Annotated in this window: 21 protein-coding genes and 1 pseudogene; 10 read left to right on the top strand and 12 right to left on the bottom strand. The window is 62.2% G+C overall.

The window, feature by feature from the left end; translation table 11 throughout:
* Window positions 1-13 precede the first annotated feature (13 nt).
* The 4 genes from AC3EMP_RS17830 to clpP all read right to left on the bottom strand — a co-directional run bounded on the left by AC3EMP_RS17830 (window position 14) and on the right by clpP (window position 5,367).
* Window positions 14-286 (bottom strand): HU family DNA-binding protein, encoded by a 273-nt coding sequence (locus AC3EMP_RS17830; RefSeq protein ID WP_023669423.1) that lies wholly within the window; start codon window positions 284-286, stop codon window positions 14-16.
* A 196-nt stretch (window positions 287-482) separates the two neighbouring features.
* Window positions 483-2,894: an endopeptidase La gene (gene lon, locus AC3EMP_RS17825; protein WP_023682304.1), complete on the bottom strand. Its 2,412-nt coding sequence runs from the start codon at window positions 2,892-2,894 to the stop codon at window positions 483-485.
* Between the two features lie 273 nt (window positions 2,895-3,167).
* The gene (gene clpX / locus AC3EMP_RS17820) at window positions 3,168-4,442 is read right to left on the bottom strand and encodes an ATP-dependent Clp protease ATP-binding subunit ClpX (RefSeq protein ID WP_023682305.1); all 1,275 of its coding nucleotides are present in this window, start codon (window positions 4,440-4,442) and stop codon (window positions 3,168-3,170) included.
* Between the two features lie 295 nt (window positions 4,443-4,737).
* On the bottom strand, window positions 4,738-5,367 hold the full coding sequence (clpP, locus tag AC3EMP_RS17815; RefSeq protein WP_023682306.1) for an ATP-dependent Clp endopeptidase proteolytic subunit ClpP: 630 nt from the start codon (window positions 5,365-5,367) through the stop codon (window positions 4,738-4,740).
* A 310-nt stretch (window positions 5,368-5,677) separates the two neighbouring features.
* Here clpP and AC3EMP_RS17810 point away from each other — a divergent pair, with 310 nt between their 5' ends.
* The 3 genes from AC3EMP_RS17810 (at window position 5,678) to AC3EMP_RS17800 (ending at window position 8,357) form a co-directional block, all read left to right on the top strand.
* Window positions 5,678-6,268, top strand: a complete 591-nt coding sequence (locus tag AC3EMP_RS17810) for a hypothetical protein (protein WP_023689466.1) — start codon at window positions 5,678-5,680, stop codon at window positions 6,266-6,268.
* 107 nt (window positions 6,269-6,375) lie between these two features.
* The gene (locus AC3EMP_RS17805) at window positions 6,376-7,623 is read left to right on the top strand and encodes a cytochrome P450 (protein ID WP_352712402.1); all 1,248 of its coding nucleotides are present in this window, start codon (window positions 6,376-6,378) and stop codon (window positions 7,621-7,623) included.
* A gap of 206 nt (window positions 7,624-7,829) precedes the next feature.
* Window positions 7,830-8,357, top strand: coding sequence for a type 2 periplasmic-binding domain-containing protein (locus tag AC3EMP_RS17800; RefSeq protein ID WP_280790547.1), 528 nt, complete (start codon window positions 7,830-7,832; stop codon window positions 8,355-8,357).
* Between the two features lie 20 nt (window positions 8,358-8,377).
* Here the strand turns inward: AC3EMP_RS17800 and AC3EMP_RS17795 are convergent, their stop codons facing one another.
* The 6 genes from AC3EMP_RS17795 to AC3EMP_RS17770 all read right to left on the bottom strand — a co-directional run bounded on the left by AC3EMP_RS17795 (window position 8,378) and on the right by AC3EMP_RS17770 (window position 12,960).
* Window positions 8,378-8,710 carry a cupin domain-containing protein gene (locus AC3EMP_RS17795; protein ID WP_373420123.1) on the bottom strand — a complete coding sequence of 111 codons (333 nt, stop codon included), beginning with the start codon at window positions 8,708-8,710 and terminating at the stop codon, window positions 8,378-8,380.
* A 243-nt stretch (window positions 8,711-8,953) separates the two neighbouring features.
* Window positions 8,954-10,234, bottom strand: coding sequence for an O-acetylhomoserine aminocarboxypropyltransferase (locus tag AC3EMP_RS17790; protein WP_023693295.1), 1,281 nt, complete (start codon window positions 10,232-10,234; stop codon window positions 8,954-8,956).
* A 167-nt stretch (window positions 10,235-10,401) separates the two neighbouring features.
* Window positions 10,402-10,923, bottom strand: coding sequence for a CoA-binding protein (locus AC3EMP_RS17785; protein ID WP_023669414.1), 522 nt, complete (start codon window positions 10,921-10,923; stop codon window positions 10,402-10,404).
* A complete protein-coding gene (locus AC3EMP_RS17780) occupies window positions 10,920-11,696 on the bottom strand; it encodes an AAA family ATPase (protein ID WP_023693294.1) in 777 nt (258 codons plus the stop codon). The genes AC3EMP_RS17785 and AC3EMP_RS17780 overlap by 4 nt, the downstream gene beginning before the upstream one ends.
* An 8-nt stretch (window positions 11,697-11,704) precedes the next feature.
* Window positions 11,705-12,127, bottom strand: a complete 423-nt coding sequence (locus AC3EMP_RS17775; RefSeq protein WP_352712399.1) for a VOC family protein — start codon at window positions 12,125-12,127, stop codon at window positions 11,705-11,707.
* A gap of 11 nt (window positions 12,128-12,138) precedes the next feature.
* Window positions 12,139-12,960 (bottom strand): enoyl-CoA hydratase, encoded by an 822-nt coding sequence (locus AC3EMP_RS17770; RefSeq protein ID WP_352712397.1) that lies wholly within the window; start codon window positions 12,958-12,960, stop codon window positions 12,139-12,141.
* Between the two features lie 146 nt (window positions 12,961-13,106).
* On the opposite strand from AC3EMP_RS17770, the gene AC3EMP_RS17765 reads away from it, so the two are divergent.
* The 3 genes from AC3EMP_RS17765 (at window position 13,107) to rpsI (ending at window position 14,736) form a co-directional block, all read left to right on the top strand.
* Window positions 13,107-13,571: a PaaI family thioesterase gene (locus tag AC3EMP_RS17765; RefSeq protein ID WP_023693292.1), complete on the top strand. Its 465-nt coding sequence runs from the start codon at window positions 13,107-13,109 to the stop codon at window positions 13,569-13,571.
* Window positions 13,572-13,787: 216 nt separating this feature from the next.
* Window positions 13,788-14,252, top strand: coding sequence for a 50S ribosomal protein L13 (gene rplM / locus AC3EMP_RS17760; RefSeq protein WP_023669409.1), 465 nt, complete (start codon window positions 13,788-13,790; stop codon window positions 14,250-14,252).
* A gap of 1 nt (window position 14,253) precedes the next feature.
* The gene (rpsI, locus tag AC3EMP_RS17755; protein ID WP_023669408.1) at window positions 14,254-14,736 is read left to right on the top strand and encodes a 30S ribosomal protein S9; all 483 of its coding nucleotides are present in this window, start codon (window positions 14,254-14,256) and stop codon (window positions 14,734-14,736) included.
* 267 nt (window positions 14,737-15,003) lie between these two features.
* On the opposite strand, the gene AC3EMP_RS17750 is transcribed toward rpsI, so the two are convergent.
* Window positions 15,004-15,903, bottom strand: a complete 900-nt coding sequence (locus AC3EMP_RS17750) for a LysR family transcriptional regulator (protein WP_023693291.1) — start codon at window positions 15,901-15,903, stop codon at window positions 15,004-15,006.
* A 91-nt stretch (window positions 15,904-15,994) separates the two neighbouring features.
* On the opposite strand from AC3EMP_RS17750, the gene AC3EMP_RS17745 reads away from it, so the two are divergent.
* The gene (locus AC3EMP_RS17745; RefSeq protein WP_023689475.1) at window positions 15,995-16,867 is read left to right on the top strand and encodes an aldo/keto reductase family oxidoreductase; all 873 of its coding nucleotides are present in this window, start codon (window positions 15,995-15,997) and stop codon (window positions 16,865-16,867) included.
* Between the two features lie 200 nt (window positions 16,868-17,067).
* Here AC3EMP_RS17745 and AC3EMP_RS17740 read toward each other — a convergent pair.
* Window positions 17,068-17,287 (bottom strand): annotated as a pseudogene (locus tag AC3EMP_RS17740) (glycerophosphodiester phosphodiesterase family protein); the annotation flags it as partial.
* A 98-nt stretch (window positions 17,288-17,385) separates the two neighbouring features.
* Between AC3EMP_RS17740 and speB the strand changes: the two are divergent.
* The 3 genes from speB to AC3EMP_RS17725 all read left to right on the top strand — a co-directional run bounded on the left by speB (window position 17,386) and on the right by AC3EMP_RS17725 (window position 20,244).
* Entirely contained in the window at window positions 17,386-18,387 is a 1,002-nt protein-coding gene (gene speB / locus AC3EMP_RS17735; protein WP_023669405.1) for an agmatinase, read from the top strand.
* Window positions 18,388-18,416: 29 nt separating this feature from the next.
* Window positions 18,417-19,343 carry an N-acetyl-gamma-glutamyl-phosphate reductase gene (gene argC / locus AC3EMP_RS17730; RefSeq protein ID WP_023700521.1) on the top strand — a complete coding sequence of 309 codons (927 nt, stop codon included), beginning with the start codon at window positions 18,417-18,419 and terminating at the stop codon, window positions 19,341-19,343.
* A 61-nt stretch (window positions 19,344-19,404) separates the two neighbouring features.
* Entirely contained in the window at window positions 19,405-20,244 is an 840-nt protein-coding gene (locus tag AC3EMP_RS17725; RefSeq protein ID WP_023669403.1) for an aminoglycoside phosphotransferase family protein, read from the top strand.
* Window positions 20,245-20,263 lie beyond the last annotated feature (19 nt).

Here is a 20,263-nt window from a genome sequence, read left to right as displayed (position 1 = left end):
TCTGAAAAAATTTTTAGTTGACCGCGTCCTTGAGGCCTTTGCCGGCCGAGAACTTCGGCACGGTACGCGCCGGAATCTTCACTTCCGCGCCAGTCTGCGGGTTGCGGCCAGTCGATGCCGCACGCTTGGAGACGGTGAAATTTCCGAAGCCGACGAGCCGTACATCGCCGCCCTTCTTCAGTTCGCCAGTGATGACGGAGAACACCGCCTCAACCGCCGACTGTGCGTCACCCTTCGAAATGCTCGCGGATTCAGCGACAGCGGAAACCAGTTCGTTCTTGTTCATAAAAATTCCCTTCCATGAGAAAACCGGAACTTTCGACTCATCCGGCAGGAGAGGGACTTTAGAAAGAAGCGCTCGCAAACCCAAGTCAAAAAGCCGGAAATAAGTTGAAAAAAGCCCGGAAAAGGTGGGTTTTTCACATGAAAAAGCCGGGCTCAAGGCCCGGCTCTCTCTTTGTGCACTGCAACTTTAGTAGTTTCTAATGTGCAAGCGACTTTCCAGCATCGTCAACGGTATCGGTGGAAGCCGGCGGATTGACCGGCTCGACCCACTCGATCGGCTCCGGCATGCGCACCAACGCGTGCCTTAGAACCTCGCCGACACGTGAGACCGGAATGATCTCCATACCGTTCTTCACATTGTCCGGTATCTCCGCCAGATCCTTGGCGTTGTCTTCCGGGATCAGCACCTTCTTGATGCCGCCGCGCAATGCGGCGAGCAGCTTCTCCTTGAGGCCGCCGATCGGCAAGATGCGGCCGCGAAGCGTTATCTCGCCAGTCATCGCCACATCGGCCCGGACCGGAATACCAGTCATGACAGACACGATGGCTGTCGCCATGGCAGCACCTGCAGACGGACCGTCCTTCGGCGTGGCGCCTTCGGGCAAGTGGACGTGGATGTCACGCTTGTCGAACAGCGGCGGCTCGATGCCGAAATCGATGGCCCGCGAGCGGACATAAGAGGCCGCCGCCGAGATCGATTCCTTCATCACGTCGCGCAGATTGCCGGTCACCGTCATGCGGCCCTTGCCGGGCATCATGACGCCTTCGACCGTCAGCAGCTCGCCGCCGACTTCCGTCCAGGCAAGACCGGTGACGACACCGACCTGATCGTCAGCCTCGACCTGGCCGAAGCGGAAGCGCGGAACACCGAGGTAATCGGCGAGGTTCGCCGCCGTGATGCTCACCGTCTTCTTCTTCGTCTTCAGGATCTCGGTCACCGCCTTGCGCCCGAGCTTCATCAGCTCGCGCTCCAGGCTTCTGACGCCCGCTTCACGGGTGTAGGTCTGGATAATGCCGCGGATCGCGTCCTCGCCGACGGAGAATTCCTTCGGCTGCAGGGCATGATCGCGGATCACCTTGGGCATCAGGTGACGCTTGGCGATCTCGATCTTCTCGTCCTCGGTGTAGCCGGCGATACGGATGATCTCCATGCGGTCCATCAGGGGCGCAGGGATGTTCAGTGTGTTCGCCGTCGTCACGAACATCACGCTCGATAGGTCGTATTCGACCTCGAGGTAATGGTCCATGAACGTCGAGTTCTGCTCGGGATCGAGCACCTCGAGCAAAGCCGATGACGGATCGCCACGGAAGTCCTGGCCCATCTTGTCGATCTCGTCGAGCAGGAAGAGCGGGTTGGACTTCTTGGCCTTCTTCATCGACTGGATGACCTTGCCGGGCATCGAGCCGATATAGGTGCGGCGGTGGCCACGGATCTCGGCCTCGTCACGCACGCCGCCAAGCGCCATGCGGATGAACTCGCGGCCGGTCGCCTTGGCGATCGACTTGCCGAGCGAGGTCTTGCCGACGCCGGGAGGGCCGACGAGGCACAGGATCGGCCCCTTCAGCTTCTTCTGGCGGCTTTGCACGGCGAGATACTCGACGATGCGGTCCTTGACCTTGTCGAGGCCGAAATGATCGGTGTCGAGCACGTTCTGCGCAAACGCCAGGTCCTGCTTGACCTTGGAGTTCTTGCCCCACGGGATCGACAGGATCCAGTCGAGGTAGTTGCGCACGACGGTCGATTCCGCCGACATCGGCGACATCGTCCGCAGCTTCTTCAACTCGGCTTCCGCCTTTTCGCGGGCCTCCTTGGAGAGCTTGGTCTTCTTGATGCGCGCCTCGATCTCGGCGGCCTCGTCGCGGCCGTCCTCGCCTTCGCCGAGCTCCTTCTGGATCGCCTTCATCTGCTCGTTGAGGTAATATTCGCGCTGCGTCTTCTCCATCTGGCGCTTGACGCGCGAGCGGATGCGCTTCTCCACCTGCAGGACGGAGATTTCGGCTTCCATGAAGCCCATCGCCTTTTCCAGCCGTTCCTTGACGGACAGCGTGGCCAGCATCTCCTGCTTCTCGGGGATCTTGATGGCGAGGTGCGAAGCAACCGTATCGGCGAGCTTGGAATAGTCGTCGATCTGGCTGGCGGCGCCCACCACTTCAGGCGAGATCTTCTTGTTCAGCTTGACGTAGTTTTCGAAGTCGGTGACGACCGAACGGGCGAGCGCCTCGACCTCGACCTCTTCCTCCTCCGGCTCGACCAGCGCCGTGGCGGTAGCTTCGTGGAAGTCCGGACGGTCGGTGAACGAGACGATCTTGGCACGCGACGCGCCTTCGACCAGCACCTTGACGGTGCCGTCGGGCAGCTTCAGCAATTGCAGCACATTGGCGAGCGTGCCGATGTCGAAGATCGCATCGGGCTCGGGATCGTCATCGGCGGCATTCATCTGGGTGGCAAGCAGGATCTGCTTTTCCTGACCCATAACCTCTTCCAGCGCCTTGATCGATTTTTCACGCCCGACAAAGAGCGGAACGATCATGTGCGGGAACACCACGATGTCGCGCAGTGGGAGGACTGCGAAGACGCCGTCGCTGGGAGCCTTGGATATTTTGGCCATTGTCCAACCTTTCATGTCGCGGCCGCTAATCGAGCCAACCGCGAATCTCATATTAACGACCGAGGATCGTTCCGCCTACCACCGTTTGTGACGGGAGTTTTACAGCACAGAATTCGGCACCACGGCCTTCCGATGTTAGTTGGATGCACGAGGGGCAAAGATCAAGGGTCGACACGTTCGTTCATCCACTCCGTCACAAGGATCGGTACCTCACCACAGCAAAACGGCGCCCCGCGGGCGCCGTTCCATAAAAAGGTTAGGCCAGATGCCAGATCAGGCGCTGACGTTGCCCTTCTTTTCCTTCTGCTCGGAATAGATGTAGAGCGGCCGGGCGCTGCCGGTCACCACTTCTTCCGAAATCACCACTTCGCGCACGCCTTCCAGGGCGGGCAGTTCGAACATGGTGTCGAGCAGGATCGCTTCCATGATCGAGCGGAGGCCACGGGCGCCGGTCTTGCGCTCGATGGCGCGCTTGGCGATCGCCGACAGCGCATTCTCATGGAAGGTCAGGTCGACACTTTCCATCTCGAACAGCCGCTGATACTGCTTGACCAGCGCGTTTTTCGGCTCGGTCAGGATCTGGATCAGAGCCGGCTCGTCGAGGTCTTCCAGCGTCGCCAGGACCGGCAGACGGCCGACAAACTCGGGGATGAGGCCGAACTTCAAGAGATCCTCGGGCTCGACCAGGCGGAACACGTCACCGGTGCGGCGATCCTCGGGCGAAGCGACGATGGCGCCGAAGCCGATGGAAGTCTTCCTGCCGCGATCCGAGATGATCTTGTCCAGCCCGGCGAAGGCGCCGCCGCAGATGAACAGGATGTTGGCGGTGTCGACCTGCAGGAACTCCTGCTGCGGATGCTTGCGGCCGCCCTGCGGCGGCACGGAGGCAACGGTGCCTTCCATGATCTTCAGAAGCGCCTGCTGCACGCCCTCGCCCGACACGTCGCGGGTGATCGATGGGTTGTCGGACTTGCGCGAGATCTTGTCGATTTCATCGATGTAGACGATGCCGCGCTGGGCGCGCTCGACATTGTAGTCGGCCGACTGCAGCAGCTTCAGGATGATGTTTTCGACGTCCTCGCCGACGTAACCGGCTTCGGTCAGCGTCGTCGCGTCGGCCATGGTGAAGGGCACGTCGATGATGCGGGCCAGCGTCTGGGCAAGCAGCGTCTTGCCGCAGCCGGTCGGGCCGATCAGCAGGATGTTGGACTTCGCCAATTCGACGTCGTTGTTCTTGCCGGCATGCGCGAGGCGCTTGTAGTGGTTGTGGACCGCCACCGACAGCACGCGCTTGGCGTAGGGCTGGCCGATGACATAGTCGTCAAGAACCTTCAGGATCTCCTGCGGGGTCGGCACGCCCTCGCGCGACTTCACCATCGAGGTCTTGTTCTCCTCGCGGATGATGTCCATGCATAGCTCGACGCACTCGTCGCAGATGAACACCGTTGGGCCGGCGATCAGCTTGCGCACCTCGTGCTGGCTTTTGCCGCAAAACGAGCAATAAAGCGTGTTCTTCGAATCACCGCTGTTGTTGCCGACTTTGCTCATTTTCCTGTCCTTTCATGGCCGCCCGCCGATGGTCTGGCTGAAAGGGCGCATATTCTATCTATCGCGGGAATTCGCCGCCGCCAGTGTCCCGGCTCCCGCAACGCATTCCGTACGAAACACAAATCAGAAAACGTCGCAATGATTCGCGCCAACCCTGCACAAAGCTAAGCCGTCGAAAATCAACATAGCCTTAACGTAGGCAATCCCATCCACCGAGGGAACAGCCAATTGTGGCCGAAATGCCGCAAATCCCAGCAAAAGCGCGTTATCCCGCCACCCAACTGCCATGCAGCGATTATGCCGCAGCGCCTTCGACCGGCTCGCGCGACGAAATGACCTTGTCGATGAGGCCGAAATCCTTGGCTTCGTCGGCTGTCATGAAATGGTCGCGGTCAAGCGTCTTTTCAATGTCTTCGTAGCTCTTGCCGGTGTGTTTGACGTAGACCTCGTTGAGGCGGCGCTTCAGCTTGATGATGTCCTGCGCGTGCCGCTCGATGTCGGAGGCCTGGCCCTGGAAACCGCCGGAAGGCTGGTGAACCATGATACGGGCGTTCGGCGTGGCAAAACGCATGTCCTTGTGGCCGGCGGTCAGAAGCAGCGAGCCCATCGACGCCGCCTGGCCGATGCACAGCGTCGACACCGCCGGCTTGATGAACTGCATGGTGTCGTAGATCGCCATGCCCGAGGTCACCACGCCGCCCGGCGAGTTGATGTAGAGATTGATCTCTTTCTTCGGGTTCTCGGCCTCGAGGAACAAAAGCTGTGCACAAACCAGCGTCGCCATACCGTCTTCGACCGGGCCGGTGATGAAAATGATGCGCTCTTTCAGCAGGCGCGAGAAAATGTCGTAGGCCCGCTCGCCGCGATTGGTCTGCTCGACCACCATCGGAACGAGGTTCATGTAGGTTTCGACGGGGTTCTTCATGGACTACCCTTTTTGGAGATGGGGATTCCGGCGCCGGAACATCGGGCAGAATCGGTTCTTGATGGTTAGAATGTAAATAGGATGCCGGCTCACCCTAGCGCAAGGCCGCCTCCTCCTAGCCATCTGGTTAAGTCGAATCAAGGTTTCCGCGCAAGGGAAAGTCCGAACGCGGCCAGCGGCGTTTTTGCGGTGTAGCAATTCCTTAACCGCGTCGCTTAACGAAATGCGGCGAAACCGCTTTCCCCCGGAGAACCTTCCCCTACAATTCAACATTGAACCTCACGTTTCGGGTTCAAACAGGGGGAGTGCCATGATCAGGAAAACTGCTTGCCTCGCCATCTCCGGCCTTGCCGGTCTCGGCATGGTGTCCGATGCGGTTGCCGGCGGCCGGGCCGCCGAATGCTATGAGCCGGTGCACAGGCCGGCGCTCTATGACACCGTCTATGAAGACGTCATGGTCAGTCCCGGCGGGCAGTTGGTCGACTATGATCCGCCGATCTATGGCACCATGGAGCGCGTCGAGCAGATCGCGCCGCCCCGAGTCACCTATGACATCGTACCGGCGAGAACCCGCACCGTTTACCGCACGGTCCAGGTCGACGATGGCGGCTATGCCTGGGAATGGCGCGTCATCCACGGCCGCAAGGTGCTGTGCAAGGTGTGGCGCAAGGCCCGCTACGCGCGTGTGGCCGAAACAGTGGTGGTTGAACCGGAGCGCACCCGCCGGGTTGTGCTGCCGGCCGAATATGAGAGCGTCGCCCATGAAGTGCTGGTGCGGCCCGAGCGGCGGCACGTCACCCAGATAGCGCCGTCATACCAGAGGATGGCGCGCCGGGTGGTGGTGCAGGAAGGCTCGACCAGCTGGCGCCGCGTGCATATTGCCAGGCATTGCGAGGATTAGACTTCGGTACTTCGCCGAGGTCCGCCTCGGTTGGCTCAATCCATAGGGCCGTCGGGTGCCAACATCCGGTCTGGCACCAAGCCGGCAAGCCGCGGTAATGGTCTGGCATGACCACATCCATGCCGCCCTACCTCGCCTTTGATCCAGCCACGCGCCGCCTGCGGCTCGATCCGCACGAACCGGCGTTTTTCCAGAACCCCTACGACGCCTATGCCGTCCTGCATGGCGCATCGAATGCCTTCTTCTGGGAGGAATTCGGCTTTTGGTGCTTTGGCGGCTTCGACGACGTCAACCGGCTGTTGCGCGACCGCCGCTTCGGTCGCCAGAACCCGGCCGGCATTCCCGACAGCCGCGGCATCGGCGAGGATCGCTCGCATTTGGCCGCTTTCGACGGCATCGAGAGCAATTCGATGCTGGAGCTGGAGCCGCCGGTGCACACCAGGCTCAGAACCCTGGTCAACCGCGCCTTCGTCTCGCGCCAGGTCGAGCGGCTGCGGCCGCGCGTGGAGGCGCTGGCCAATGAGCTGATCGACCGTTTCGAACCGCGCCAGGTCGATCTATTGCCCAGCTTCGCCGCACCTTTGCCGATCACCATCATTGCCGAAATGCTCGGTGTGCCGGTCGAAATGGGGCCGCAACTGCTCGACTGGTCGCACCGGATGGTGGCCATGTACATGCATGGCCGGACGCGCGAGACCGAGGAAGCGGCCAATCGCGCCGCGCACGATTTTTCCGACTTTTTGCGCGGCTATGTCACCGAGCGGCGCAAGAAGCCTGGCGACGACCTGCTGTCGCTGCTGATCGCGGCGCAGGAGGATGGCCAGAAGCTGTCGGAAAACGAGTTGGTCTCGTCCGCCATCCTGTTGCTCAATGCCGGCCACGAGGCGACCGTCCATCAAACCGGCAACGCCGTGCGCACGTTGCTGGCGCAAGGCGGCGACCCCGGCCGTTTTTTCACCTCGCCGGAAGCAACCGCTGCAACGGTCGAGGAGTGCCTGCGCTTCGACGCGCCGCTGCACATGTTCACCCGCTACGCCTATCAGGAGGTCGAGGTGACATCGGGGGTTGTCGTACAACCGGGCGAGACGATCGGCCTGCTGCTCGGCATGGCCAATCATGATCCGCTTGCCTTTGCCGAACCTGGCGCCTTCCGGCCCGGCCGACTAGACCAGAAGAATGTCTCGTTCGGCGCCGGTATCCATTTCTGCATCGGTGCGCCGCTGGCGCGGCTGGAGTTGCAGGTGTCGCTGAAAACCCTGTTCGAGCGGCAGCCGCAACTCCATCTTGCGGAGCAGCCGCGCTTCCGCGACACCTATCATTTCCATGGGCTGGAAAAGCTCACTGTGAGCTTGTGAGGACGGCGGAGCCGACGCATGCCCGAGAAAATGAGATTCGCCTTTCTACAGGAACCACCCCTTCTGCTTTATCGACGGATCGGGACGTCTGGGCGGCAGCGATGCCCAACTGGCCAAGAGGGTCTGCCTGACGCTCGGGCTGGAACTTTTGCCCATCGAGACCGAGTTTGCCGAGCTGCTGCCTGGGCTTGCCGAAGGGGTGGGACATGACCACCGGCCTGTTCATTTCCGAAGACCGCCGGAAGCTGGTCGACTTCACAAGGCCGATCTGGATGCTGGCGGATGGATTGCTGGTCGCGAAAGACAATCCCCGCGCCTTTGATGGCTATCGGTCCGTCGCCAATGATCGGACGGCGCTGATCGGCGTCATATCGGGCCAGATCCAGCACCGGACGGCCCTGCAAAACGCTATTCAGCCCGAACGGCTAAGGATATTTGCCACCCAGGCCGAAGCAGCTAACGCCGTCGCGGCCGGCGTGGTGCATGCCTATGCGAGTGTAGCGCTCGCGCATCGCGGCTATCTGAGCCGGCGACCCGACGCGCCTCTCGACGTCGTCGACGTCCCGGCAGTCGAAAAACAGCCAGCGCCCGGCGCTTTCGCTCTCGCCAAAGGCAGTGCCACCCTGCTCCAGCGCGTCGACTTATGCCTCAGTGATTTGCTTGGCAGTCCCTGGCACAGGGAGATGATGAGCGGATACGGCTTTTCCGACACTGACATCGATCGGCTTTTGTGAAGTCCAAGCGCGCCGCGAGATCAGAGCTTGACCACATACTCCTTGCGGGTCGTTTCAAGCACTTCCCAGCTGCCCCTGAAGCCTGGCCTGAGCACGAAGCTGTCGCCGGCCCGGACCGTGCGCGCCTCGCCGCCATCCTCGGCAACCACCGAGACGCCGGACAGGATGTGGCAGAACTCCCATTCGTCATATTCGATGCGCCATTTGCCCGGCGTCGCTTCCCAGATGCCGGCATAGAGGCGGCCATCGCGCTCCTCGACATTCCAGGTGCGGAACTTCGGATCGCCCGCAATCAGACGATCCGGCGCCGGGGCGCCATGTTCGGCGTCGACGCTGTCGGTCGATATTGCCAAGTAATGCGCGGACAGGGTTTGCCTCCAACAGATTAGTGACTAGTGAGTAGTGCAGAGTAGTGACTAGTGAGTAGTGAGTAGTGAGTAGTGAGCGGAAAGCGCTCCCTCGAGCGGGTGGCTGATCACTAATCACTGCTAACTAGTGAATACCGACTACTACTCACTACTCACTACTCACTACTCACTACTCACTACTCACTACTCACTACTCACTACTCACTACTCACTACTCACTAAAAAAATTCAAACCTTGGTCAAAGCCTGTTCCAGATCGGCGACGATGTCGTTGACATCCTCGATGCCGACGGAAAGCCGGACCGTGTCCGGTCCGGCACCCGCCTTGACCTTCTGCTCGTCGGAAAGCTGGCGATGCGTGGTCGAGGCCGGATGGATGACCAGCGACTTGGTATCGCCGACATTGGCGAGGTGCGAGAACAGTTCGAGCGCCTCGACGAACTTGATGCCTGCGTCGTAGCCGCCCTTCAGGCCGAAGGTGAAGACAGCACCGGCGCCTTGCGGCGAGTATTTCTTCTGCAGCGCGTTGTTCTTGTCGCTGGGCAGGCCGGGATAGTTGACCCAGGCGACCTTGGGGTGGTTGGACAGCCAGCCGGCTACGGTGATCGCATTGTCGCAATGGCGCTGCATCCTGAGTGGCAAGGTCTCCAGCCCGGTCAGGATCAGGAAGGCATTGAACGGCGAAATCGCCGGGCCGATGTCACGCAGGCCAAGCACGCGCGCGGCGATGGCGAAAGCGAAATTGCCGAAGGTTTCGTGCAGGACAAGGCCGCCATATTCGGGGCGCGGCTCCGACAGCATCGGATATTTGCCGGATTTCGACCAGTCGAACGTGCCGCCATCGACGATGGCGCCGCCGATCGAATTGCCGTGGCCGCCGATGAACTTGGTCAGCGAATGGACGACGATGTCGGCGCCATGCTCGATCGGCCGCACCAGATAGGGCGAGGCCAGCGTGTTGTCGACGATGAGCGGCAAGCCGTGCTTGCGGGCGATGTCGCCGATTTTCTCTATGTCGACGAAGGTGCCGCCGGGATTGGCCAGGCTCTCGATGAAGATCGCCTTGGTCTTGTCGTCTATCTGGCTTTCGAAGGTGGAGACGTCGTTGGTGTCGGCCCAACGCACCTCCCAGCCGAAATTCTTGAAGGCATGGCCGAACTGATTGATCGAACCACCGTAAAGCCTTGTGGCGGCGACGAAATTATCGCCAGGCCGCATGAGATTGTGGAACACGATCACCTGTGCGGCATGGCCGGAAGCAACGGCAAGTGCAGCCGTGCCGCCTTCGAGCGCCGCGATCCGCTCTTCCAGCACCGCCTGGGTCGGGTTCATGATGCGGGTGTAGATGTTGCCGAAGGCCTTCAGCCCGAACAGCGAGGCGGCATGGTCGGCATCGTCGAACACAAAGGAGGTCGTCTGGTAGATCGGCGTGGCGCGTGCGCCCGTCGCCGGGTCGGGCTTGGCGCCGGCATGGACGGCGAGCGTGTTGAAACCGGGCGTGCGGGTCATCGAAAACCTCCCTGAGCGGTAAACGTGTGAATGATGAAATGGTCAATGGTGAGCGATGAATGGTGGTCGCAAAGTCGGCCAGTCCCACCTTGATTGCAAGCCGCTCATATGCGGCTTTACCCGGCTTCCAGGAAAATCCTTCTATTCACCATTCACCATTCACTGCCTTACTTCTGGCGCACACCGAAACTCTGGAATCCCGACCGCATCAGCGGCTTCTTCGACGAAAGCACACCGGAGTTGACGCCGGTCCAGCCGATCTCGCCCGACAGCTTGCCATATTCGATCTTCGGGCAGCGGTTCATCACCACCTTTATACCGGCCGCCTCGGCACGCGCGGCCGCCTCGTCATCGCGCACGCCAAGCTGCATCCAGACGACTTTCGGCAAGGGGTCGAGCTTCAGCACCTCATCGACAATGCCGGGCACCGCTGCGGAGGCGCGAAAGATGTCGACCATGTCGACCGGTTCAGGCAGATCGGCAAGGCTGGCATAGGTCATGCGGCCGAGGATTTCCTTGCCGGCCTGCCCCGGATTGATCGGAAACACCGAAAAGCCCTTGGCCAGCAGGTATTTCAGCACGAAAAAGCTCGGCCTGACATCGTTGGCCGACGCGCCGACCATGGCGATGGTCTTCACAGAATTGAGGATGCCGCCGATATAGGCATTGTCGTAGCTATCGTGATTCACTCGTCGGTCTCCCTCAGTGCTTCCTCCATAAAGGACTGCGGGTCCGTGCAGAAGTCGCGCATCATGCGAAAATGATCGGTATCGGTGAAATCTGTGGGGTCGAGGCCGAAGCGGCTGATGCGGAACAGCCGCGCGCCCGGACAGGCCATCAGCAGCGGCGAGTGCGTCGCCATGATCACTTGAGCCGTGCCGGACCGGTCCATGCGCCGCAGCATCTTCAGCAGCTCGATCTGCCGCGATGGCGACAGCGCGCTTTCGGGCTCGTCGAGGATGTAGATACCTTGCCGGCGGCAGCGCTCCTCGAAGAAGCGGATGAACCCTTCACCATGCGACCAGGACAGGAAATCCGGCGGCGCCCCGCCAGATTCCAGCGCCGCCTGATCGAGATAGCGGGCAACCGAGTAAAAAGATTCGGCGCGGAAGAACCAACCCGCTGTGACCTTCGGCAGCCAGTGGCCGCGCAACGTGTCGGCAAGCGCTGCACCACTCTCGTCGATGGCGCCGGAGTGGTCGACGGGCATGTAGCCCTTGCCGCCGCCGGCTTCGTCGTAACCGGCCAGCGCGCCGATCGCTTCCAGCAGCGTCGATTTGCCGGTGCCGTTTTCGCCGACAATGATGGTGATCGGCGTGGTGAATTCGAGCTCGAATTCGCGGCCGCGGAACAGAGGCAGGTTCCAGGGATACTTGTCCCAATCTTCCACGCGCTCGGGGTCAATCAGGATGCGTTTGAGATAAGGCGCCTTAAGCCGGGTCAGTTGCTTGCGATAGCCCATGCGGACGCTCAGTCCGGCAGCGAGATGGTGCCGTCATCCGCGATCGGGAAGGCCGGATTGTGTGCGACTTCCCAGACATGGCCGTCGGCATCGGCGAAATATCCATACCAGCCGGCCCAGAAGGCGCGGCCTGCCGGCTTGACGATCCTGCCGCCGGCCTTCTCGGCGGCCGCCAGCACGTCGTCGACTTCGGCATCGGAGCGGGTGTTGTAGGCGAGGTAGACCGCCGACGGTGCTGCGGCGAAGGCAATGCCTGAATCCTCCTCGGCGCTTGGCCTCGGGAACAGGCCGAGAATGGCGCCGCCCATCTGGAAGAAGGCGACGCCATCGGTGATGCCGGCGTGGCGCTTCAAGCCCATGCCTTCGTAAAAGCGCACGGCGCGCTCGAGATCGTCGGTGGCGATGGTGATGATGGAGATGCGCGGTTCCATGGATCGAAAACCTATTCGTCCGTCCATTCCGGTTTGCGCTTGCCGATGAAGGCGCCGATGCCTTCCTCGGCGTCGCGGGCCAGCATGTTCTCGACCATGACGCGGCCGGTATAGGCATACGCGTCCGCCAATCCCATCTCGGCCTGCGCGTAAAAGCCTTCCTTGCCGGTCTTGACCACCAGAGATGATTTGGAGGCAATGGTTTGCGCGTATTTGGTGACGATCTGATTCAGGTATTCGCGCGGCACGACGCGGTTGACCAGGCCGAATTCCTTGGCGGTTGCGGCATCGATGGTCTCGCCGGTGAGCAGCATTTCCATGGCGTGCTTGTGAGACACGTTGCGTGACAGCGCCACCATCGGCGTCGAACAAAACAGGCCGATATTGACGCCCGGCGTGCAGAAGGTCGCTTCATGCGAGGCAATGGCGAGGTCGCAACTGCAAACCAGTTGCAGCCCCGCAGCGGTGGCTAGGCCATCGACTTCGGCGATGATCGGGAGCGGATGGCGCACGATCTGCTGCATCAACGCCGCGCAAGCCGAAAATGTCTGCTCGAAAAACCCCTTGCCCTTGTCGGCGTCGGCGCGGCGCGCGGTCATTTCCTTGAGATCGTGACCGGCGCAGAAGACTTTCCCGGCGGCCGCCAAGACGATGACGCGGACCGATTTGTTGGCCTTGGCACGGTCGAGCTCGGCGCTCAATGCCGCCATGACGGAAAGCGACAAGGCATTGGCGGGCGGATTGGCGAGCGTCAGGCGCAGCACGCCCTTGTCCAGCCCGGCGATGACCGGCCCGTCTATGGCAACAGGTTTGATCGAAAGGATTTCGGCCATGACAAGGGTCTCCGCGATTCCGCCGGGCGCCGCCAGACTATCTAATATCGGATCGAGTTTCATCAACACCCATCGCTTGCGCCAGAGGTGTTGCCAGAAGCGCATCATTGCGTTCATACAGGCCCGGCATAGAACGAGAGACCGACATGCCCGCCCAGGACAATCTCAAGCCGGTGCTGACGGCGGCTGAAGTCAATGCGCTGATGGCCAGCGTCTACCCCCAGCTCAACGACGAGTTCACGTCGTATGAGGCGCTCGATGTGTTTCCCGGCGGCTGCACGGTGCGGCTCAACGCCAGCGAACGGCATTTGCGTCCCGGCGGCACGGTGTCCGGGCCCTCGCTGTTCACGCTGGCCGACATTGGCGGCTATGTCTGCGTGCTCAGCCATGCCGGGCCGGATGCGCTTTCGGTTACCGTCAACCTCAACATCAATTTTGTCCGCAAGGCCGAAGCCGGGCCGATCGACGGCCATTGCCGCATCCTGAAGCTGGGCAAGAGCCTGATGGTGTTCGATATCGACATCGTCGCCGGACCGAAGGGACACACGGTAGCGCATGCGACCGGCACCTATTCGATCCCGCCGAAGCGCGCCGCCGATGTGGTAAAATAATACCTTTTGATCAACCCTTTGTTTTTATTACACTTTACGAGCAGACGTGCTTTTCCCGCGCCTTGACGTGCACCACCCCCTCGCCTATAAGCCGTCACGAAGCAGCGGCCCGCAAAGGCCGCCGTTTTGTTATTGGCGGCGGGCAAGTGCCTTGTCGCCAATCCAAGCAACAAGAAACGCCTTCTTCGGAAGGTCAAAATCGAAAGCAGAAAATCCATGGCAACCTTTTCGCAGAAGCCTGCGGATGTGGTGAAGAAGTGGGTGCTGATCGACGCCGAGGGTCTCGTCGTCGGCCGTCTCGCCACTGTCATCGCCAATCATCTTCGCGGCAAGCACAAGCCCACCTTCACCCCGCATGTCGACGACGGCGATAACGTCATCGTCATCAATGCCGACAAGGTGGTGTTCACCGGCAAGAAGTTCACCGACAAGGTCTATTACTGGCACACCGGTCACCCCGGCGGCATCAAGGAGCGCACCGCGCGCCAGCTGCTCGAGGGCCGTTTCCCCGAGCGTGTCGTCGAGAAGGCCGTCGAACGCATGATCCCGCGCGGGCCGCTCGGCCGTCGTCAGATGAAGAACCTCCGCGTCTATGCAGGCACGGAACATCCGCATGTCGCCCAGCAGCCCGTCACCCTCGACGTCGGCGCGCTGAACGCCAAGAACAAGAAGGTTGCATAAGATGGCTGAGCTTTCCTCGCTCGCAGAATTGGGCGCCGCCACCGGCAACACCAACACCCAGCCGGCAGCACCCGTCCATGTCCAGAAGCTCGACAAGTCGGGCCGCGCCTATGCCACCGGCAAGCGCAAGAACGCCATCGCCCGCGTCTGGGTGAAGCCGGGTTCGGGCAAGATCGTCGTCAACGACAAGGAATTCGCGACCTATTTCGCGCGTCCGGTCCTGCAGATGATCCTCAACCAGCCGATCATCGCTTCCAACCGCGCCGGCCAGTACGACATCGTCGCCACCGTCATCGGCGGCGGCCTGTCCGGCCAGGCCGGTGCCGTTCGTCACGGCATCTCCAAGGCGCTGACCTACTATGAGCCGGCACTGCGCGCCGTGCTCAAGAAGGGCGGCTTCCTGACCCGCGACAGCCGCGTCGTCGAGCGCAAGAAGTACGGCAAGGCGAAGGCCCGTCGTTCCTTCCAGTTCTCGAAGCGCTAAGCGCTGCGACGTTCCAGACATCGAAAGGCCGCCTCCGGGCGGCCTTTTCTTTTGGGTCTCGGCAGTCACCCCACCCGGCGCTTCGCGCCGACCTCCCCATCGAGGGGAGGTAGGAGGTCGCGGCAGTTTTGCCGCCCGGACAATCCACGATGGTCCAGCGGCTAGCAAACCAGTTCGACCATAAAAACGCGGCACCCTACCTCCCCTCGATGGGGAGGTCGGCGCGAAGCGCCGGGTGGGGTGATGGCGCCGGCCTCGGTTCAAGTCTCAGAACTTGCCGGCCTTGATGTAATCGATAAACGCCCGTAGCGGCGCTGGAACCAGACGCCGTCCGGGATAGTACAGAAATGGTCCGGGAAAACTCTGCCACCACGGTTCGAGCACGGGCTCCAGGGCGCCGCTTTCGAAGTGAGGGCGAAGCCAGCCCTCGAAGAGAGCGACGATGCCGCTGCCGGCAATGGCCGCATGGACGGCAAGATCGCTCGCCCCGCCGATCCGCACGATCAACGGCCCCGTCGTGTCGACACGCACCACCTCGCCGTCGCGCTCGAATTCCCACGGCAGCATCGCACCGCTGGCAAAACGACCGCGCAGACAAGCATGGCCAAGCAGGTCGCTCGGGTGCTGCGGCCGCCCATGGCGCTCGAGATAGGCGGGGCTGGCGCCAGTGGCGAAGCGCTGGACGCGCGGTCCGATCGGCACCGCGATCATGTCCTGCTCCAGTCGCTCGTCATAGCGGATGCCGGCGTCGCAGCCCGCCGCCAGCACGTCGACGAAGTTCTCATCGGCGATGACCTCCAGCCGAATGCCGGGATAGGCGGCGAGGAAGCCCGGAACGATGTCGGGCAATATCAGCCGCGCGGCGCTGACCGGGACGTTGAGGCGCAGCGAACCAGCCGGCCTGTCGCGAAAGCCATTGACCACGTCGAGGGCCGCCTCCACCTCCGACAGCGCCGGGCCAAGCCGTCCGAGCAGGCTGAGACCTGCGTCGGTCGGAACGACGCTGCGTGTCGTGCGGTTGAACAGCCTGACGCCGAGCTGCGTCTCCAGGCGGCGCACCGCTTCGCTCAGGCCCGACGCGCTGCCGCCGCCGGCGCGAGCCCCTTCGCGAAAGCCGCCGGCACGCGCCACCGTCACGAAAGCGTTCAGATCGCCAAGGTCCATCATTGTTCGCCATTCCGCACAAGCTGTACGGATTGTACCTTATTATCCCGAGGTTGAGCAGCGTCTATCTTCGCCTCCTCAAAGGAGACCGACCATGTCCACCATCCAAAAATCCGGCACATTCACCCTCGGCAGCCACACCGTGAAACGGCTCGGCTACGGCGCCATGCAACTTGCCGGCCCGCACGTTTTCGGTCCGCCGAAGAATCATGACGCGGCCATTGCAGTGCTGCGCGAAGCGGTGGCCTCCGGGGTCAACCACATCGACACCAGCGACTATTATGGCCCGCATGTCACCAACCAGCTGATCCGCGAAGCGCTGGCGCCCTATCCGCAAGACCTCGTCATCGTCACAAAGATCGGGGCGCGGCGCGGCAGCGACGGCTCATGGCTGCCTGCCTATTCCGCCAAGGAACTTGAGCAGGCCGTGCACGATAATCTCAGGAATCTCGGTCTTGAGGTGCTGGATGTCGTCAATCTGCGCATCATGTTCGGGGTGATGGGTCCCGCCGAGGGCTCGATCGAGCCGCAGTTGACCGCGCTTGCCGAACTGCAGCGCAAGGGTCTGGTGCGCCATATCGGCCTGAGCAACGTCACCCCAGCGCAGGTCGAGGAAGGCCGTGGGATCGCCGAGATCGTCTGCGTGCAGAACCAGTACAATCTGGCGCATCGCGACGACGACGGGTTGATCGATGAACTGGCGCGCGCCGGTATCGCCTACACGCCGTTCTTCCCGCTCGGCGGTTTCAGCCCGCTGCAGTCGTCGACCTTGTCGGATGTGGCCGCGCGGCTCGGCGCCACACCCTTGCAGGTTGCGCTCGCCTGGCTGCTGCGCCGCTCGCCGAACATCCTGCTGATCCCGGGGACGTCGTCGATCGGGCATTTGAGAGAGAACCTGGCGGCGGCGGAACTGGAGCTGTCGGCCGATGTGCTAAGGGAATTGGATGGGGTGGCGAAAGCGGCGTGAAGATTTTGCGGGCGGCGCTGTCACCCCACCCGCGCCTTCGGCGCGACCTCCCCATCGAGGGGAGGTAGGAGGTCGCGGCAGCCTTGCATGCCTCGCAATCGCTACGACTGTCGGAATCTAAAGCGCCAACGCCCTACCTCCCCTCGATGGGGAGGTCGGCGCGCAGCGCCGGGTGGGGTGATGGCGCCGACGTACGATTACTAATTGATACTCGCCGTATTCGCGGCTCGGCCGGCTTCGCCTCATCCACATAAGGCACCCTAAACCCGTTGGCCCCCAGCCAGCCAATGGCAGCCTTCGGTTCGTCGGTCTGGATGATGGTGGCGCCGCGTTCGGCCCAGAAACCGTGGTCTCGGCCGGCATGCCGGCCTGCACCGCCAGTTCATCGCCGCAGCCGCCGGAGAGGAAGCCGCCGGGCCTTGCACCTTGGCGATACAAGTCCTTCGCCAAGCTGTGACTGGCATCTTGCGTGCCGGTTCTGTAGTTGTGGCAGCCCGATGAACAAAGAAGGACCCGTAATGGCGAACCAGACCATCGACAACGCGTTCACCGCCCGCTCCAAGACGGGGCCTTCCTTCGAGCCGACCTATGCCGGCGCGCTCTCGTTCATGCGGCGCAAATACACCAAGGATGCAAAGGGCGCGGACGCCGTCGTGTGGGGCATTCCGTTCGATGCCGCCGTCACCAACCGGCCGGGCGCGCGCTTCGGGCCGCAGGCGATCCGCCGCGCCTCGGCGATCCTCGACAACGACCCGCAATATCCGTTCTCGCGCGACCTGTTCGAGCATCTCGCCGTCATCGACTATGGCGATTGCCTGCTCGATTCGGGCAATCACCAGAAGACACCAGGCACGATCGAGCGCGAGGCGGCGAAGATCCTGAAATCGGGTGCCTTCCTGTTGTCGCTCGGCGGCGACCATTTCGTCACCTGGCCGCTGCTCAAGGCGCATGCCGCCATCCATGGGCCGCTGGCGCTGGTGCAGTTCGACGCGCATCAGGACACCTGGCCTGACGATGGCAAGCGCATCGACCACGGTTCGTTCGTCGGGCGCGCCGTCAATGAGGGCATCATCGATCCTGATCGTTCGATCCAGATCGGCATCCGCACGCATGCCCCCGATACGTTCGGCATCAAGATCCTTTACGGTCACGAGATCGAGGAGATGCGGGCTTCCGACATCGCCTATGCGATCGTCGACCGCACCGGCGGCAGGAAGACCTATCTCACCTTCGACATCGACTGCCTCGACCCGGCCTTTGCGCCCGGCACCGGCACGCCGGTTGCCGGCGGACCGTCCTCGGCGAAAATCCTGTCGACGCTGCGCCAGCTCGGCCAAGTCGATATTGTCGGCGCCGACGTCGTCGAGGTTGCGCCGGCCTATGATCACGCCGATATAACGGCGATCGCCGGCTCGATGGTGGCCATGCACTATCTCGGCCTGGTGGCCGAGCGAAAAGCGCGGGCGGAAGAGCTGAACAGCGGCAACCATGGCGCGGCAAACCATGGCCAGGGCATATAGGCCTGAATTAGCAGGGAATTGACGGGCACATGAAACCGAAAATCTTCATCGATGGCGAACACGGCACCACCGGCCTGCAGATCCGGGCGCTGCTGGCCGAGCGCGGCGACCTCGAGATCATCTCGATCCCGGCCGAGCGCCGCAAGGAAACGGCGGCGCGCGCCGAGTTCCTCAATGCAGCCGATGTCGCCATCCTGTGCCTGCCGGATGCGGCTGCCAAGGAAAGCGTATCGCTGATTGCCAACGACACCACCAAGGTGATCGACGCCTCCACGGCGCATCGCGTAGCCGAGGGCTGGGAATATGGCTTTGCCGAGATGGAAAAGGGCCAGGCCAAGATCATCGCCAATGCAAAACGCGTCGCCAATCCCGGCTGCTGGCCGCAAGGACCGATCGCGACACTGCGGCCGCTGGTCGCCGCCGGCCTGCTGCCGGCGGATTTCCCGATCACCGTCAATGGCATTTCGGGCTATTCGGGCGGCGGCCGGCCGATGATCGAGGACTATGTCGCCAAGGGCGAGGATGCCTCTGAATTCCAGGTCTATGGGCTGACCCTGCAGCACAAGCATGTGCCGGAGCTGCGCACCTATGCGAAGCTGTCGCACGATCCGATCATGCAGCCGGCGGTCGGCAATTTCGCCCAAGGCATGATCACAGTGGTGCCGCTGCAGCTCGGCGGGCTCGACCATGTGCCGGTCGGCGCCGAACTGCACGCGGCAATCGCCGACCATTTTGCCGCCATCAAGGGCGGCGTGGTCGAGGTAGCTCCTTACGAGCACGTGGAGCGCCTGCCCGAGATCAATCCCGAGGTCTATAACGGCACCAACCGCATGAAGGTCTATGTCTTTGCCAATGACGACAGGGCGCAGGCGCTGCTGATTGCGGTCTATGACAATCTCGGAAAGGGCGCCTCGGGTGCTGCCGTTCAGAACATGGATCTGATGCTCGGCCTTTAATTCAGTTGGAGAGAGCATGTTGCCCGAAAACCGCTTAACACTTTTCGGCATCACGCTCTGAATGGACGCGCCTGCATTTCCAAAGCGCTGGAAGATCAGCGCGCCCGAGCTCATTGCGGAGACGTTTTCGAGCCGCATCTGGAAGGTGCGGCGTGAGGACGGCTCGCCGGCCATCGTCAAGGCGCTCAAACCATTCGACGATGTCGAGGACGAGTTGCGCGGCGAGCACTATCTCGCATGGCGGCGCGGCGAAGGCGCGGTGCGGCTGCTTGGCCGGGACGGCCACCGCATGCTGCTCGAATATGCCGGCGACACCCTGCTTTCCGACGTTCTGGCCAAAGAAGGCGACAACGCCGCGACCGCAATCGCGGCCGAGTTGATGGGGAGACTGTTCTCGCCCTCAAGACACCCTGCCCCGCCGGACCTGCAGCCGCTGCGGACACGGTTTGCCAGCCTGTTCAAAAAGGCCGGAGCCGATCGCGACGCCGGAGAGCACAGCCTCTATATCGAGGCCGCCGAAATCGCGGACCGGCTGCTCGATGCCCCGCATGCGGTCAAGCCGCTGCATGGCGACCTGCATCACGACAACATTTTGCACGGTGCGCGCGGCTGGCTGGCGATCGACCCGAAGGGCGTGCTCGGCGATCCCGGCTTCGACGCCGCCAATCTGTTCTACAACCCACTGGGGCGCGACGACCTCTGCCTCGATCCCGAGCGCATCGCGCATATGGCTGAGATCTTCGCCAGGACACTCGGCCAGACGCCGGCTGCCATTCTCGACCATGCCATCGCCTATGGCTGCCTGTCGGCCGCATGGCATCATGAGGACGAGAATGCGGTCGACGAGAACCGCGAGCTGTCGGTTGCGGGAGTGATCCGAAAGGTGCGGCTCAGCTTCTGACCGGCGCAGCCTCGCGCTT

Source organism: Mesorhizobium sp. P160219, from assembly GCF_057786095.1.
This window is presented reverse-complemented; position numbering and strand designations above follow the sequence as displayed.

Coding starts and splice junctions, on each gene's coding strand:
- AC3EMP_RS17830 (WP_023669423.1), bottom strand. CDS start 286: ATGAACAAGAACGAACTGGTTTCCGCTGTCGCTGAATCCGCGAGCATT.
- lon (WP_023682304.1), bottom strand. CDS start 2,894: ATGGCCAAAATATCCAAGGCTCCCAGCGACGGCGTCTTCGCAGTCCTC.
- clpX (WP_023682305.1), bottom strand. CDS start 4,442: ATGAGCAAAGTCGGCAACAACAGCGGTGATTCGAAGAACACGCTTTAT.
- clpP (WP_023682306.1), bottom strand. CDS start 5,367: ATGAAGAACCCCGTCGAAACCTACATGAACCTCGTTCCGATGGTGGTC.
- AC3EMP_RS17810 (WP_023689466.1), top strand. CDS start 5,678: ATGATCAGGAAAACTGCTTGCCTCGCCATCTCCGGCCTTGCCGGTCTC.
- AC3EMP_RS17805 (WP_352712402.1), top strand. CDS start 6,376: ATGACCACATCCATGCCGCCCTACCTCGCCTTTGATCCAGCCACGCGC.
- AC3EMP_RS17800 (WP_280790547.1), top strand. CDS start 7,830: ATGACCACCGGCCTGTTCATTTCCGAAGACCGCCGGAAGCTGGTCGAC.
- AC3EMP_RS17790 (WP_023693295.1), bottom strand. CDS start 10,234: ATGACCCGCACGCCCGGTTTCAACACGCTCGCCGTCCATGCCGGCGCC.
- AC3EMP_RS17780 (WP_023693294.1), bottom strand. CDS start 11,696: ATGGGCTATCGCAAGCAACTGACCCGGCTTAAGGCGCCTTATCTCAAA.
- AC3EMP_RS17775 (WP_352712399.1), bottom strand. CDS start 12,127: ATGGAACCGCGCATCTCCATCATCACCATCGCCACCGACGATCTCGAG.
- AC3EMP_RS17770 (WP_352712397.1), bottom strand. CDS start 12,960: ATGGCCGAAATCCTTTCGATCAAACCTGTTGCCATAGACGGGCCGGTC.
- AC3EMP_RS17765 (WP_023693292.1), top strand. CDS start 13,107: ATGCCCGCCCAGGACAATCTCAAGCCGGTGCTGACGGCGGCTGAAGTC.
- rplM (WP_023669409.1), top strand. CDS start 13,788: ATGGCAACCTTTTCGCAGAAGCCTGCGGATGTGGTGAAGAAGTGGGTG.
- rpsI (WP_023669408.1), top strand. CDS start 14,254: ATGGCTGAGCTTTCCTCGCTCGCAGAATTGGGCGCCGCCACCGGCAAC.
- AC3EMP_RS17750 (WP_023693291.1), bottom strand. CDS start 15,903: ATGATGGACCTTGGCGATCTGAACGCTTTCGTGACGGTGGCGCGTGCC.
- AC3EMP_RS17745 (WP_023689475.1), top strand. CDS start 15,995: ATGTCCACCATCCAAAAATCCGGCACATTCACCCTCGGCAGCCACACC.
- speB (WP_023669405.1), top strand. CDS start 17,386: ATGGCGAACCAGACCATCGACAACGCGTTCACCGCCCGCTCCAAGACG.
- argC (WP_023700521.1), top strand. CDS start 18,417: ATGAAACCGAAAATCTTCATCGATGGCGAACACGGCACCACCGGCCTG.
- AC3EMP_RS17725 (WP_023669403.1), top strand. CDS start 19,405: ATGGACGCGCCTGCATTTCCAAAGCGCTGGAAGATCAGCGCGCCCGAG.